The 16,093-nt window shown below is 50.2% G+C and carries 9 protein-coding genes, 1 pseudogene and 1 riboswitch; of the genes and pseudogenes, 2 read left to right on the forward strand and 8 right to left on the reverse strand.

Going from position 1 to position 16,093, the window contains the following annotated elements:
• Positions 1-2 precede the first annotated feature (2 nt).
• A complete protein-coding gene (locus EL645_RS19680) occupies positions 3-1,244 on the forward strand; it encodes an MFS transporter (protein ID WP_126552087.1) in 1,242 nt (413 codons plus the stop codon).
• A 117-nt stretch (positions 1,245-1,361) separates the two neighbouring features.
• On the opposite strand, the gene EL645_RS19685 is transcribed toward EL645_RS19680, so the two are convergent.
• Positions 1,362-2,537, reverse strand: a complete 1,176-nt coding sequence (locus EL645_RS19685; protein ID WP_126552088.1) for a phosphoribosylaminoimidazolecarboxamide formyltransferase — start codon at positions 2,535-2,537, stop codon at positions 1,362-1,364.
• Positions 2,538-2,646: 109 nt separating this feature from the next.
• Positions 2,647-4,182: a glycine hydroxymethyltransferase gene (locus tag EL645_RS19690; protein ID WP_126552089.1), complete on the reverse strand. Its 1,536-nt coding sequence runs from the start codon at positions 4,180-4,182 to the stop codon at positions 2,647-2,649.
• Between the two features lie 55 nt (positions 4,183-4,237).
• Positions 4,238-4,325, reverse strand: a riboswitch (ZMP/ZTP riboswitch).
• Positions 4,326-4,595: 270 nt separating this feature from the next.
• Here EL645_RS19690 and EL645_RS19695 point away from each other — a divergent pair.
• A complete protein-coding gene (locus tag EL645_RS19695) occupies positions 4,596-6,155 on the forward strand; it encodes a HEAT repeat domain-containing protein (RefSeq protein WP_126552090.1) in 1,560 nt (519 codons plus the stop codon).
• A gap of 74 nt (positions 6,156-6,229) precedes the next feature.
• On the opposite strand, the gene EL645_RS19700 is transcribed toward EL645_RS19695, so the two are convergent.
• The 6 genes and pseudogenes from EL645_RS19700 to lysS all read right to left on the reverse strand — a co-directional run bounded on the left by EL645_RS19700 (position 6,230) and on the right by lysS (position 16,038).
• Positions 6,230-7,798 carry an APC family permease gene (locus EL645_RS19700; protein ID WP_126552091.1) on the reverse strand — a complete coding sequence of 523 codons (1,569 nt, stop codon included), beginning with the start codon at positions 7,796-7,798 and terminating at the stop codon, positions 6,230-6,232.
• Between the two features lie 428 nt (positions 7,799-8,226).
• Positions 8,227-9,449: pseudogene (locus EL645_RS45560) on the reverse strand (aspartate aminotransferase family protein).
• A gap of 288 nt (positions 9,450-9,737) precedes the next feature.
• The gene (locus tag EL645_RS19710; RefSeq protein ID WP_126552092.1) at positions 9,738-10,853 is read right to left on the reverse strand and encodes a CPBP family glutamic-type intramembrane protease; all 1,116 of its coding nucleotides are present in this window, start codon (positions 10,851-10,853) and stop codon (positions 9,738-9,740) included.
• Between the two features lie 519 nt (positions 10,854-11,372).
• A complete protein-coding gene (ftsH, locus tag EL645_RS19715; protein ID WP_126552093.1) occupies positions 11,373-13,382 on the reverse strand; it encodes an ATP-dependent zinc metalloprotease FtsH in 2,010 nt (669 codons plus the stop codon).
• Between the two features lie 296 nt (positions 13,383-13,678).
• Positions 13,679-14,395, reverse strand: a complete 717-nt coding sequence (locus tag EL645_RS19720) for a ComF family protein (protein ID WP_126552094.1) — start codon at positions 14,393-14,395, stop codon at positions 13,679-13,681.
• A gap of 161 nt (positions 14,396-14,556) precedes the next feature.
• A complete protein-coding gene (gene lysS, locus EL645_RS19725) occupies positions 14,557-16,038 on the reverse strand; it encodes a lysine--tRNA ligase (RefSeq protein ID WP_126552095.1) in 1,482 nt (493 codons plus the stop codon).
• Between the last annotated feature and the right edge of the window lie 55 nt (positions 16,039-16,093).

Below are 16,093 nucleotides of genomic sequence, written 5' to 3' on the forward strand. Positions count from 1 at the left end.
ATATGGTCTCAAATTATAAGCAGGTAGATAGGCGCAGGGTGCTTATTGCGCGGGCAGCCGTTATCGCTCTTTTTTTCAGCAATGGAACAGTGATTGCTACCTGGGCAACACGTATTCCTGCTATCCAGACAAAATTGAATTTGCCGCCCGGCCAGTTAGGTATTGCTCTGCTTGGTGCGGCTGTAGGAGCCTTGCTGGCTATGAATGTGGCCGGGCGTATCTCGGTGCGCTTTGGTAGTGCCCTTATTACTACATTATCCGCCATTGGTTTATGTATTACACTACCAATGTTAGCTGTCGCCCCTAATTTACTCTGGCTGAGTGTAGCATTAGTCTTTCTGGGTGGCTTTAATGGATCGATGGATGTCACCATGAACCTGCAGGGGGCAGCCGTCGAACAGCAATATGGAAAACCTATCTTTAATTCTTTTCACGCCTGCTATAGCGTTGGTGCACTGGCTGGTGCCTTTGTGGGTGGTATTTTTGCTTCATATAATGTTAGCCCTCTGACTCATTTCTTACTGATCGCTATCCTGGCCGTTATTGAGGTCCTGGTGGCCTCGCGCTTCCTCTTGCCCTCATCTCCTGTCAGTGAGCAGGCAGGGAAGGCCGAGCCGCACAAAAAGAAAGCCTTGTTTGCGCGACCTTCAGGTACCTTGATTGCACTGGGCGCGATTGCCTTTTGTGCCTTAATCAGTGAAGGAGCGATGTCCGATTGGAGTGCCGTCTATCTCTCCGGTACTGTGCACTCGGGGGCTGGATTGGCTGCTGCTGGCTTCGCGGTCTTCTCATTATGTATGGCCATAGGTCGCGGCGTTGGTGACTATATTGCAGCGCGGCTCGGGCCAGCGTTCCTGGTGTGTCTGGGTGGACTCCTGGCTGCTTTGGGCCTTGGCCTGGGCTTACTCTTTGTCTGGACCCCGGTTGTGATCGTTGGCCTTGGCCTGGTCGGTTTAGGACTGGCTGTATTGTTCCCACTCGTCCTAAGTGCCGCTGGTCGGAGCTCTACTGGATCGGCCGAGATCGCTATCGCTACCGTCTCAACCTGTGGCTATGTGGGATTTCTGATTGGCCCGCCGGTGATTGGTTTTGTCTCCGATAGATTTGGCCTCCGTATTGGCCTGGGTTTTGTGGTGTTCCTGTGCCTGATTACTTTCCTGCTTGGTCGCGTGGTTGGCAAGACCCCGGCGCAAAAAGTAGAAGTTGTGGATGCTGAACAGGCCGCCTATCCAGAAAAAGTTTAATTGTTATAAATTTATCAGACAAAAGAGAAGCTGCTGGATCAGTTGTATTGCTGATCCAGCAGCTTCTCTTTTGTCTGATTGGCGCCTGGTTAGTGTTGTGACATCAATCCGGGTGGTCTAGTGATGGAAGAGGCGTACTCCAGTAAAGGCCATGACCATACCATAGTCGTCGCAGGCTTCGATAACATTATCGTCGCGCAGCGAACCACCGGGCTGGGCGATATACTTCACCCCATACATCGCTCCACAATCGATGCTATCGCGGAAAGGGAAGAAGGCATCTGATCCCAGAGCTACCCCGGTGAGGGTCTTCAACCACTGCTGTTTCTCGTCAGCGGTCAGGCGCTGTGGCACCTCTTCAAAATTCTCTTTCCACTGTTCGAGCTCGATTGGTGTCACATCATCGCGCAGATAAAGATCGATGGCGTTGACGCGGTCCTGGCGTTTGATGCCGGGTTTCCAGCGCAATTCGGCGATTCTTGGATGCAGGCGCAGGTACCAGATAGCGGCCTTTGAAGCTGCCAGACGTGTACATTGGATGCGCGACTGCTGGCCCGCTCCGATGCCAATACACTGTCCATCTACCGCGAAGCAGATCGAGTTCGACTGGGTATATTTGAGCGCGATTAAAGAGATCAGCAGATCGCGTTTGGCTGCCTCGGGTAACTCAGTATTTTTAGTGGGAATATGGCTAAACCATTCGGGACTGGCCAGGCTGGTATTGCGCTTCTGCTCGAAGGTGACACCAAAGACCTCGCGCTGCTCGAACTCTGCTGGTTCATAGTTTGGATCGATCTGCAGGACGATATAGCGCCCCTTCTGCTTTTTGCGCAGGATCTCCAGGGCTTCTGGCTCATATCCAGGCGCGATCACACCATCAGAGACCTCACGGTTTAACAGGCGCGCGGTTGGCACATCCACCACATCACTGAGGGCGGCCCAATCTCCAAAGGATGAGAGTCGGTCGGCTCCCCGGGCACGGGCATAGGCGGTGGCCAGCGGGGAGAGCTCCAGATCATCCACGTCATATGCCTTTTTGAGCTCATCGCTCAAAGGCAGGCCAACGGCCGCACCGGCAGGACTTACATGCTTGAAAGAGGCGGCGGCAGGCAATTGTAGTACCGTTTTGAGCTCTCTCACCAGTTGCCACGAGTTGAGCGCATCCAGCAGATTAATATAGCCGGGAGCGCCATTGAGAACGCTAAAAGGCAGCTCGCCATTTTTCGCAAAGACGCGGGCAGGTTTCTGATGTGGGTTACATCCATATCGCAGGGTCAATTCGTTGTTTGTCATGATTTGCTCTGTTTTCCTCTGATGCTATGGGCTTGTATCTGTGTCTGCAAAGTTGTGCTACCACTCACATTTTACCGTGAGTAGTAGCAGTTCACATCTTAGTGGGTGCTTAGTGTGTGCTGATCGTGGGCGCTTCTGACTGAACAAGATCAAGATTCAGCTCGGGATAGAGTGGATAGCGAGCCAGCAGGCTCTGTACACGCTGCTGAGCCTCGGCCAGAATCTGCTCATCCAGAATATATTTGGTCAGGCTCTTCTTGCCACTGGCGGCCTTCGCCGCTGTGACGTTGCTGAGGACGAGCTTGATAATGCTGGCGATCTCGCGCATCTCATCAGGTCCCATGCCCAGGGTGGTGGTTGCTGGTGTGCCAATGCGCAAGCCACTGGTATACCAGGGGCCATTAGCATCGAATGGCAGGGAGTTGCGGTTCAAGGTAATCTTACATTCGCGCAGAACCGACTCGGCCTGCCGACCGGTCAGACCAAATGTTTTGGCGACATCGATGAGGAGTAGATGGTTGTCTGAGCCGCCCGTAAGGACGTTCAAGCCTTCGGCAACGCAGGCCTCGGCCAGGGCCGCCGAGTTCTCGACGATTTTCTGGGCATAGGTCTGGAACTCGGGCTTTGAGGCTTCGCGGAAAGCAATCGCCTTCGCGGCCATCACATGGGGCAAGGGACCACCCAGCATGGCGGGACAACCCTTGTTAACCCATTCGGCGAACTCTGCTTTGCACAGCACCAGGCCACCACGTGGTCCACGCAATGTCTTATGGGTGGTGGATGTAACTACATGTGCATGCGGAATAGGATCAAAATCGCCTGTGAAGACTTTGCCAGCTACCAGACCCGCAAAGTGGGCCATATCTACCATCAGCACGGCCCCCACCTCGTCCGCCAGCTCACGCATGCGGGCAAAATTCAGTTTACGAGGATAGGCACTGTAACCAGCCAGCAGGATCAATGGTCGGACTTCATGCAGCTGTTTGCGCAGTTGATCCAGGTCGATCAGGCCACTCTGTGGATCGACAGAATACGTATAGACATCGAAGAGGTGGCTGGAGATGTTATGGCGATAACCATGGGTGAGGTGTCCACCAGAATAATAGTCCAGGGAAAGTAAGCGCTGATTGTGCACGACTTCGCGGACCTTATTCCAATCTTCTCGCGACAGCTTGGATGGATCTTCCTGTCCCAATTCTGCTAGGACCGGTTTTTGTGCTTTAGCTGAGAGAATAGCCAGAAAGGCAACCAGGTTAGCATCGGCTCCGGAATGTGGCTGCACATAGGCGTAATCCGCGCCAAAGAGCTCCTGGGCCAGCTGGGCCGCCTCAGACTCAATGGCATCCACGTTATCGCAGCCAGCATAGAAACGATGGTTAGGATAGCCCTCAGCATATTTATCGGTTAAGAGGTTACCCATTGCCAATTGCGTGGCAAGCGAGCTATAATTTTCGCTGGCAATCATTTTCAAGTTGCTGCGCTGATCGTGTAGTTCTTGAATAATTCCCGTCGCGATGGTGGGCGAAATGCTATTGATCTGGTCAAGAGAAGCATAAAAAGCCGCCGCAGCAGAGTTGGGAGTTTGACCATTGAGGCTGTTTAGATAGCGAACCAGCAGAGACTGTTCTGTGGCGATTGTAGACATCGTCGCTACTCCTTTGCTGTCAATATTCCAAAAACGTCATGAGACGTTTCTTCATATATCCAGCCCAGGCGAGCGACTGTTGTGTTCAGTTCTCCGGGCTTCCTCGTGGTTATTCCACTCTATCGCCAGTTGCCAGAAGAACAAGCTGTCATTTGTGTTGAAAGAGTATCCTTATTTGATATCTTCCACACATATTAGTATAACAGTCTGTGGAAGAGAGTCAAGGGGTGAGTTCATCAGCATCTTAATCGCAGAGTTTAATTTATCGATTTTTGGATAATATTGTGAGGGGTGGCAGGTCAGAGGACGTAGTGTTAGTGGAATATGTTGCAATCGTACATTACTTGTATAGGTAGATATGATCGCAGCATAAATTTACCCCTTTTCTATGTAAAGAGAATTTAAGGAACATTATGATAGATATAAGGCATTCTTTAGAGCGGTTCCTTGCCGATCTAAATAGTGACGATGACATTGTTCCGGTTCATAGCAGTAGCGAGCGCCGGGATAGCGATGGTGAGGAGGGCGGAGAGCCTGTGGCAGTAGCTTTCAATGTTGAGGCAAGCTCTGTTCAAGCTGCTTTGTCGTCCCATGATGACAGTCTTTTGCAAGAATTACTAACCACACTTCATCACCCGCAACAGAAACGTCGCCTGGAAACGATCTATGCTTTAGGCGAGTTGGGCGATCCGCGCGCAATTAGCTCACTGATAGCTTTATTCGAGAATGAGACGGGCGAGGTCAGCCTGGTAGCTAGCCAGACACTGGCTGCGTTTGGCCAGGCCGCCCTTGAACCCTTGCTGGCCGCCCTGGCCAGTAAATCATCGGATATGCGCTATTGCGCGGCTGAAGCTCTGGGAGAGCTCGGGGATAAGCGTGCCGTGGTCGCACTGCTTATTGCCACCAGGGATGAAGATAGATATATACGCGCCCAGGCCGCCGAAGCCCTGGGAAAACTTGGTGATTATCGGGCCGTAGAACCTTTGATTTCTATGCTACACGATGAGTATACAGACGCGCGTTGTCATGCTGCGGAAGCCCTTGGACTCCTCTGCGATCAGCGCGCTGTCTTGCCGCTCATCCTGGCCCTTAACGATAAAAAAGAACGTGTGCGCGTGGAAGCTATCCATGCGCTTGCTTTGCTGGGGGATAGCCGCGCGGTTGGTCCCTTGCTGACCTTGCTGCCAGAATCCCAGTATTATGAACGTATCGAGATCATCGAGGCCCTGGGCTCTTTAAATGATTTCCAGGCCGTAGAGCCGTTGTTGCAACGAGCTATGCAGGATGATGAGGAACGTGTCCGCCAGGAGTCTATTATCGCCCTGGGTCACCTGGGTGATGAGCGAGCTATCGAGCCGTTAGTAGGAGCCCTGACGACCACCTCTGACAGTTTTCTGCGCTCATACATGATTAAAACCCTGGGAATACTTGGATGCAAGCATGTGCAGCATATCTCCTGTATCCTGCTGGCTTTACTCCCCTGGTTATCTGATAAGAGTCAGGGGCTCTCCCACTATGTCCAGGCTGCAACTGCAACGGCTCTGGGCCGGTTTGGTGATAGGCGTGCCCTTGAGCCTTTACTAGGCCAACTGGCTGATGACAATTATTATGTGCGCTGGCATGTCGCCCTGGCCCTGGCTGATATGCCTGACAGCAGCGTTGTCATACCTCTGATCCATACCTTATCTGATCCACATCCGAAGGTGCGTGCAATGGGAGCAGAAGCTCTTGGACGCTGCAGAGACATGCGGGCTATCGTCCCGCTGTTGAGCAAACTCAGCGATGATAACAGTCATGTGCGAGCCAATGCCGCCGAAGCCCTTGGCTTTCTGGGAGCACAACAAGCCTTGCCGCAACTCGCCCTCCTGCAAGCCGATGAAACACCCGTTTCGGCTGATAAGCCGGATCTACGGCGCAGAACAGTCAAAGAGGTGGCTAGTATGGCAATTACCCGTATTGCTATGCGTAGCTAAACAGAGCATAAGCAGAAGACCCCCATGCCTCCTTTGGGAAGCGTGGGGGTCTTCTGCTTATGGTTCTAGAAATCTTAATCAATAACAGCTACTGGCGACTTTTCAGTGGTCGTAGCAGATAGCTGGGCTTGCTGTTCTTCTTGCTTCTGTTCACGTTTGCCCCAGAAGTAGAAGACAATCGCCAGTAAGACGATGGCTCCCAGCGCGGTTAACTGGGTGGCTTCATATGGCAGGCGTGCCACGTTTGAAAGCTGAATGACCTCATTCGTGGGGAACAGCATAAAGATGACCGCGACCAAGGCATATGCGGTCGTGAGTATGGTGACCAGCCAGGCTCCAATCTTTCCTCCAGGCACGCGATAAGGGCGCTTGACTTGAGGATATTTATAGCGCAATACCAGGAAGGTTGGATAGATGAAGAGGTAGGACAGGATATTGATTGATACGGTGAAGCCGAGTACCAGGGCGAAGAGGGACTGCACGGAACCATCACCAAAAGTAGTGATCAGGACCGTGGCTACCATTGCTATCGTGGCGATAACTCCGCACAAAATTGTTGTTGTTATTGGGGTGCCATAGCGCGCGCTAAAGCGTCCTAATGCTCTGGGCGCGGCATGATCGAGGGCCGCGATGGCATAAGTACGGTTAGCACCACCCATCCAGGTAGCGCCACTTGAGGCCATGGTAATCGTGATGGCGGGAACCAGGATGATTTTTAACACAATCATCAACGGAGCAGGCAAGATAACAAATACATTGCTAATAGCCTGCAAAAAGCCGCTTGAATTGGCAATTTGTTGTTTATTCAGTGCCAGTAGAATGACCGCAATCGGGATTGTATAGGCAACCAGTGCCACACTACCAGCTCCCAGGAGTGAGCGTGGTACATCGCGCTGTGGATTGTGCATCTCTTCACCCGCGCCACTCTGTACCTCAAAGCCGGTCCATTTAAAAATGAGCAGAGGAAGTATGCCGCTGATAATCAGACTCCAATCGCCGGTGGGCATAAAGTCTCGTGCTTGCAAATGTGCACCTGGAGCATGTCCTTGGAGCAGCAGCCCTAACGCCAGGATGACAAAGAGTCCCAGTAGGGCCAGTTTAAGGATCGAGCCGATGATCGAGAGCCATTTCCCACTACGCATTGGCAAGAGTACACAGATGATAGTGCCCCAGATAAACACCAGTGAGATCAAAATAGTGAATACTGTGTCGGTGATTTTATTGCCACCCAGTAACGTATTGATGTTGCCGAACCAGAAGAGTTTAATGGAGGTAATCACCGTAACAAACATGGTGCCACCGATCCAGAGTGGATTTGAAATCCAGTAGAACATAGTGGTTAGCGCCGCGTAAAAGCGTCCGAAGGCCCGGCTGCTCCACTCATATACCCCTCCCTCTTGTGGGAAGGCACTTCCTAGCTCTGCCGCTAAAAGCCCGTAGGGAAGGAGAAATGTGATGGCCGAAAAGAGAATCCAGAATAGCGCCTGACCACCATAGGAAGAGACGGCTCCCAATGTATCAATACCAAGAATGGCTGCGATGGTGTAGAAAAGCATATCTATGAAGCGGAAATCGCGTTTAATTTTCTTTTTTTCTTCCGTCATAATAGAAGGCATTACTGAAGATTGTCTATCGCTATTCACAAAGAACTCCTGCACATAGTAGATAATGAATATTTGCTGCCAGTAGAAAAAGCTGAATGGTTATTGAAGTATTTCTTGCCCATCCACCTGTGCACGACGCTGTGCCACAACCCTGCAATATCTGAACTTTAGATATGGTTGAGGAGAATATAATCACATAATTATAGCATTGCATATAATTATGTGTCAAAATATATCCCGATTTATACAGGGCTTTTTTTTTACTGTTCCTCGTTGGCGCCTGCGGCGCCGGGTTGGGAGTGTGTAGTGTGTGGTGGTCGGCTGCGGCCGACCACCACACACTACACACAGGAAAGAATGGACATCTTCTCACACCACAAACGAGAGATGGTAGGATATAGCTCGGAGTCTGTAAAAGAAAAAAGATGGGTGACACAACTGTGTCATCCATCTTTTTTCTTTTGGATTTAAGCCTGGGCGGCAGGCAATTCTGCTACTTCTGCCAGGGTGGTGTCAAGCAGTTCGGTTGCCTCATCGATATCGGCGGTGTTCAAGATCAAAGGCGGAATCATGCGCAGGGTCTGTGGATTGGTGCTATTGAGGAGCAGCCCATGTTCCATAGCTTTTTGTACAATCACAGGTCCCAGGCCATGTTTTACATTGACGGCCCGCATCAGACCAATACCGCGTGGGCTATCGATGAATGGGTATTTAGCGCAGAGGTGTTCTAGTTTTTCTTTCCAGTATTCGCCCATTCTGGTTGCATTATCGAGTAAATTTTGCTCGGTGATCGTCTTGACGGTGGCAATGCCGGCGGCACAGGCAATAGGATTCCCACCAAAAGTGGTGCCATGATCGCCTGGCACAAACAGATCTGTGCGTGGACCGGTTAGCATAGCACCTATCGGTACGCCACCGGCCAGGCCCTTGGCCATAGTGACAATATCAGGGCGTACATAGTGTTGCCAGCTGAAGAATTTCCCGGTACGTCCTGAGCCAGCCTGGACCTCATCGCAGATGAGCACGAGGTTCTGTTCATCACACCAGGCCCGCAAGCCTTGCATGAATTCCTGGGATGCTGGCCAGATGCCGCCTTCACCCTGGACCGCTTCAATCAGAATAGCCGCGGTTTTGTCGCTGGTCGCCTGTTTAATCGCTTCAAGATCATTAAATGGAACCTGTTTAAAACCATCTGGTAGGGGAGCCCAGGTTGCCTGGTAAGCAGCCTGGCCGGTCGCGGCCGTGGTTGCCATGGTACGCCCATGGAAGCTATTCTCCATACTAATGATCTCGTAGGCCCGTTACGGTGCAAGCGACCATACTTACGAGCGAGTTTTATTGCCCCCTCATTGGCTTCGGCACCGCTATTGGAGAAGAATGAGCGCATACCCTCGCTCTGAATGCCCAGTAGCTCAGCCAGCTCAATCTGACGCACATTATAGTAGAGGTTAGAAACATGTACAAGTTGTGTCACCTGTTGTTGAACAGCTTCGACAACAGCAGGATGACAATGACCCAGAACATTGACTGCAATCCCAGCCACAAAATCGAGATAGCTCTTGCCTTCACTATCCCATACACGTGTGCCTTCACCGCGTACAAGTGTAATCGGGTGGCGTTTAAATGTGCCTTGATAATATTTTTGCTCAAGGGTGACCCAGTCGCGTTGATTCAGCTCTGTTGTTGTCATAGACCGCTCCTCTTCATCCAATATATCATTAATAAATGATGTTCTGTATATGTGCTTGCTTCTGAAATAGATGAACGTGTTTGAGAAAATGCAGGTATACGTGCATGTGTCATGTGCCTGGAAGAACAGAACACCAACGGCAATAGAAAAAGCTCCAGGTCAATACCTCGGTTCCCGGATGTATGTTGCCTGCCAAAGGGACGAAGTACCTGGAACTCTTTACTCTTCCCATTGTACTATGAGGTGATCTCTATGGACAACCCCCTGCCAGATGCTTTAACGGTAACACTAAGCCCAGCCAAGGAATGTAAGCACAATAGAAATGGTGTCAATCAGGCCATGGGCAATTACACATGGCCAGAGATTACGTTTATAGAGTAGATAGAATATCCCAGATAGAAAGCCGTAGGCTCCGGTTAGCAGTACTCCCGCCATCCCTTGATAGATATGTGAGGACCCAAAGATGATGGCCTGCCCAAAGAGCGCAATGGTCCAACCTGCGCCTCCACCGCCAAATATATCGGCGATCCGATTGAAAAGGTAGCCGCGATAGACCAGTTCTTCTCCAAAGGCAACGGTACTCCATATACTGATGAGCGTTGTAAATAATTCTCCAGGATTACCTCGCACTGTATTGAATACCTGGGTATCTGGTGTGGTGTGGGTGATGGCGGTAACGATAGGTCCAACCACCAGTGTGCTGATCGCAAATAAGATCAGGCCACCGATCAAGCCTGATAGGATAGTGAAGCGCCAGCGTAGTGGTGTGCGTAGCCCCATCTGGCTCCAACTGCTGCCGCGCAACCAGAGCAGGGCCATAATGACCAGAAAGATAGTCATAAAACTGACCAGATTAAATGATGTCCTGGCAATGTTTAGCAACATGATGCCCAGCACCTCTAAGGCGATAAGTATCTTATTATCCCGCAATAAAGTGATGCTGCGGCCCCGATGTGAATTAATCGAAACATAGGTAGGAGCGCGGCCGGGTTGCGATGTTACTGGAATGGGTAGTTGCGCGGTTTGATCACTGCTCTCCAGAGAAAAAATATTGCCCTCTGGATCTTTGCCATCACAGATTAACTGACCAATCTCAGGTGAGCGGATCTCGCTGATCTCGATATTCTGCTCAAGCAGCAATGTACGGCTCTGGCGTAGATCAGCTACGCGAAAAACAAGCTTTGGTGCATTCTCGCCTACAATTTCCTCGCCCCGGACGACGTGTAAGACTAACATACAGGTACCTGTATATAACTTCACATCATAAAAGTCTCGAAAATCTTGCACGCCTTCTGGCTCATAGACATGTAGTCCTAGTATGTCGCGATAGAATGCAACCTGTAGATTCATATCATGGACTGGTAGAATAATCTCTACAAGTTCTCCCATGCCCACATTAACCATGCGCGCTCCCTTTCGTTTATTAATAAACTTGCATATTTATTTGTATAAGAATATGTCTTATCCTCATGATCTTCACGCCTGCGTTTGAGCGCCAAAGGCGCTCAAGAAGTCTTCTTGTGTGGTGCAAAAAAGTGCGCCCAGCGCACTTTTTTGCACCACACAAGGAAAAAGCTCGGGCGCGCCAGCGCACGTCCACGCAAGAGTGGCACATTTCCCATGATGATGGGAGTAAGACACATTCTAAATTAATGGCAGGCATTTAAATGCCGCTTAAACAGATGAGCTAACTAGCCTCAAAACTTATGAGGTTAATGAGATGATTGTACCAGAATTGTCGACTTTGGGGGAGCTATTTCAAGTCGAATTTAGGGTTGGAAATAGATTTGAATAACGTGCTGTTCGGCCTGTAATCCCTGACGGTTCGTGCCTGTAGCGCCCAAAAATTTCATATGTTGTTGCATAAAAAAGAGGCGATCTGGCCTACTCTCGTAGTAAAGGCAGACCGCCTCTTTTTCTTTTTTAGAGTGAAGTATTTGTAGTATCGCTACTATATGGTGGCTGCAGCTGTGGTGGTAAGGGATAGGAGCTCCTTGGCTGGGGCAATCCTTTTTGATCACTGCCATTTGAGTAGCGGCCATCGTAGATAGTTGTCTCGATAGCCTGCCCATCATCCTGCATATCCTCAGCTAAAGGCTGATTGAAAAGTGATTCAAAGAGAGGACCCTCAAGCGTTTCTTCTTTAATTAAACGCTCGCTGATCATAATCAGGCGACTTTTATTCTGCATTAAAATGCTAGAAGCTTTATCAAAAGCTTCCTGGATAATACGCCGGATCTCTTCATCGATTTCGCGGGCCGTCTGCTCACTATAATTGCGCTGCTCACCAAAGTCGCGACCCAGGAATACCAGTTCGTCTTTGTGCCCCAGGGCCATTGGACCGATGCGGCTGCTCATACCATATTCGGTGACCATTGAGCGTGCGATTTTTGTGACACGTTCAATATCGTTCGATGCGCCAGTGGTTACCTCCCCGAAGGTAATCAACTCGGCCACATGTCCACCCAGGGCGTAAGCCAGCATATCCTCAAATTGAGGTTTGCTCCACAGGTAGCGGTCCTCTGTGGGTAGCAACATTGTAAAGCCACCCGCCTGGCCACGTGCCACAATGGAGACTTTATGGACCGGATCGGTATTGCGCAACATACGGGCCACCAGAGCATGCCCCACCTCGTGATAGGCCGTAATGGACTTTTCACGTTCACTGATAATGCGACTTTTTCGAGCCGGACCAGCTACCACGCGATCAATCGCCTCTTCCATCTCGCTCATGCCGATTTTTCGTTTATTGCGCCGTGCGGCCAGGATGGCTGCCTCATTTAAGAGATTGGCCACATCCGCACCAGAAAAGCCGGGCGTCTGCTTGGCCAGCACATCCAGTGATACATCGGAGTCCAGGGGTTTTCCCTTGGCATGCACCTGTAGAATGGCAATTCGACCACGAATATCGGGACGATCCAGTACTACCTGCCGATCGAAACGTCCAGGTCGCAATAATGCTGGATCCAGCACATCTGGACGATTAGTGGCGGCAATCACAATCACATTAGTATTGGTATCAAAACCGTCCATCTCTACCAGAATTTGATTTAAGGTCTGTTCGCGCTCATCGTGGGAGCCGCCCAGGCCGGCACCACGCTGGCGACCTACCGCGTCAATCTCATCCACGAAGACGATGCAGGGGCTATTGCGCTTGGCCTGTTCAAAGAGATCTCGCACACGGCTGGCACCTACACCTACAAACATCTCCACAAATTCTGAGCCGCTGATACTAAAGAATGGGACCCCGGCCTCACCGGCAACAGCACGTGAGATCAGCGTCTTTCCAGTTCCAGGAGGTCCAACCAGCAGTAGACCTTTGGGAATACGTGCCCCCAGGGCCGCGAATTTCTCAGGGAATTTCAGAAATTCGACAATCTCCTGTAACTCTTGTTTGGCCTCTTCAACACCAGCTACGTCTGTAAAGGTGACTGAAGGCTTATTACCCATAAAGATACGTGCACGACTCTTGCCAAAGGACATTGCTTGATTATTATTTCCCTGTGCCTGGCGGAACATCAGAAGTAGGATGATACCCAGTAAGATGAATGGAATAAAGCCTGCTATTGCGGCGAGCCAACCCCAGATGGGGCTCGGAGACTCAAATTGTAATTTAAGTAACTCAGGATTGGCATAGTCAATATTATTCTCTTTAAGCACTTGCGTGACATCAAAAGTGCTGTCGATGGTCGCTGCTTCCTGTGGAGCATTCGCTGTTTGTCCCCTGATCAGAGTAATCGTTCCGTTGGTCACAGTGAGTGTATCAAGTTGCTTGCTTGCAACATCTGTCTTTAGATGACTCAGGATGGTTGAGACCGGAACTGACTTTACATAAGTTTGTGGACGGAAGATAAAGACAATGATCAGAACAGCGATTGGCAAGATCAGGAGCCAGAAAACGCTCGTTCTGAGCCATTTTCCATTAGTCAACATGGGGGCTCCTCTCTAAGAATGAGTATGCAACGGTAATACCTGAGATAGCTGTAGCATTGGCACTCAGGTTACCTGGCATTGCATTTGGAACTCTTGTGTGTCTTATTATAGCACACTTGGTCGTCAATCTCTTGCAGAACATTTTAAAAAAAATCGTTGCGTATAACACTATGTTTGACTCAATAAATGCTTGTATAAATCAATCATCCTTGTGTAGTATAGTAAATTTTATCTCTTTACGGATATATATAGCACGGAAGTACGGCTGTCCTTATGGCTATTTTTCTGTTAGCACTTTACCTTGTCGGTCGTGCCAGTACCAGTCCCCACACTTCTCGTGCTCCAGCCTCAAAGAGTGGTGCTGCACAGGCTTCTAGCGTCGCTCCTGTGGTGCAGACATCATCGATGACAAGAATTCTACGGTTAAACAATGATTGGGTTGTAGGATCCGGGGCACAACAAAATGCTCCCTGCAAATTTGCGCGTCGTTGCCGGGCTGTTAATGTTACCTGGGCCGGTGTAGTGCGGATACGGCGTACCAGTGTAGTTTGTAGTGGCAATTGTAACTGACGTGCGCAAGATTCTGCCAATAGTTGAGATTGATTATAGCCGCGTTGTTGCAGTTTTTCCTGATGGAGTGGTAATGGAATAATCAAATCGGCACGTATCCCGTGTTTGATGTAAGCCTGTGCCAGCAGTTTACCCAGTGGTTCGCCCAGACGGGTATTGCCCTGGTATTTAAGCGCCCGTATGTTAGAGCGGAGAGGTTCCTGATAGCTGCCAACTGCTCGCACACCATTTAGCTGCAGAGGTTGATATTGGCAACGCGTACACAGGTCTGTACCGCTTTGTGGTAAGCCACAGGTGTGGCATAGGGGTGGCATGAACCAGGAAATGCTGGCGAGGCAACGTGGACAAAGTATCGCACCGCTGGTCTGACACTGTACGCATTGCGGGGGGAAAAGGATATCTAATAATTGCTGGCAGGACCCTCGTATTATGTCGCCCCACATCTATCTACCTCCCCATAAATAACTCTCTATCTTAACCAGAATATAAAGAGTATGATCTGCTAAAAAGATGCTATGAAGAAAGCCAAAAGCGGAAATAGAGCAGCAACCAGATAGCAAGAAAGGCGAACCTGTGCGTATCGCCTTTCTTGCTATCTGGTTGCTTATGATTGTTCTTCGGCGGTCTTGCGCATAGTGGGGAAGAGGATGACATCGCGAATCGATTCTTGATTAGCCAGCAGCATGGCCAGCCGATCAATGCCCAGGCCAACTCCACTGGTAGGAGGCATTCCTACCTCAAGTGCTTCCAGGAAATCTTCATCCAATACCTGGGCCTCATCATCTCCCTGTGCCCGCTGGCGAGCCTGATCCTCAAAACGGGCTCGCTGGTCTAAGGGATCGTTTAATTCTGTGTACGCGTTGCCACATTCCAGGCCACCAATAAACGGTTGAAAGCGCTCCACTAATCCTGGAAGTGAGCGATGCTGTTTAGTTAGCGGCGAGACATCTTCGGGATAGTCAACCAGGAAGAGTGCCTGGCGCAGTTCTGGGTGACCCTGGCGGAACATCGCGCTCTTGAGATCATCGATCAGGCGTCCATATCCCAAGCGGGGATCTACCTCAAAATGTCTGGCCCGCATCTCGGCGGCCAGGCTATCCCGGTCTGGATACTTGCGCACATCGATGCCTGTAAACTGGTGAATGGCATCCAATAGCGGATAGCGTTTCCAGGGTGGCGCGAGATCTATATCGGTTTCTTGATATGTGATATGCGTTGACCCTTTGACCTGTTGGGCGATAAATGCCAGCATATTTTCGACCAGTGCCATCGTGTGATTGTAGTCGGCGTAAGCCATGTAGAACTCGATCATTGTGAACTCTGGATTGTGGCTCCGGTCGATGCCTTCGTTACGGAAGTTGCGTCCGATCTCATACACGCGCTCAAAGCCGCCAACCAGCAGGCGTTTATGGTAGAGCTCAATAGCGATGCGTAAGAATAAGTCTCGATCCAATGTATTGTGATGGGTAGTAAATGGACGCGCATTAGCCCCGCCATAGAGTGGTTGTAAGATAGGTGTTTCGACCTCGACAAAATGCTCATTGTCCAAAAACTGGCGCATGGCTGTGATCATGCGACTGCGCGTGACAAAGATATTTTTGATCTCATCCCCATTGGCAATGAGGTCGAGGTAGCGCTTGCGCTGGCGAGTATCTCTATCTTCCAGACCATGATATTTTTCTGGCAAGGGGCGCAGGCTTTTGGACAGGACACGTAATGATTGTACATGCAGAGTTTTTTCGCCGGTACGCGTATAAAACAGGAAGCCACTTACCTGGATGAAATCGCCCAGGTCGAGCAGCTTGAGGAGTTGATAGGTGTCGGCCCCTATATCGTTAATGCGTATATAGACCTGGATACGACCTGTCCCATCCTCGATTTGAGCAAAGGAGGCTTTTCCCATTTCGCGCAGTAAACGTATGCGCCCGACCAGGGTGTAAGATTTGTCGGGCCCGGCCAGCGTATCGAAGTCCTTGATTACGTCGGCAATGGAGTGTGTACGCTCAACTGCATTGGGATAGGGGTTAATGCCCAGTTTTCTTAATGCCTCTAAGTGTTGGATACGTATGTCTCGTTCTTCAGCCATCGTGATCTCTAACCTTCTAAATTTATTTTAGCCTGTGTCTTCCTCCTAATCATCA

The organism is Dictyobacter kobayashii, from assembly GCF_003967555.1.
GTDB lineage: Bacteria > Chloroflexota > Ktedonobacteria > Ktedonobacterales > Ktedonobacteraceae > Dictyobacter > Dictyobacter kobayashii.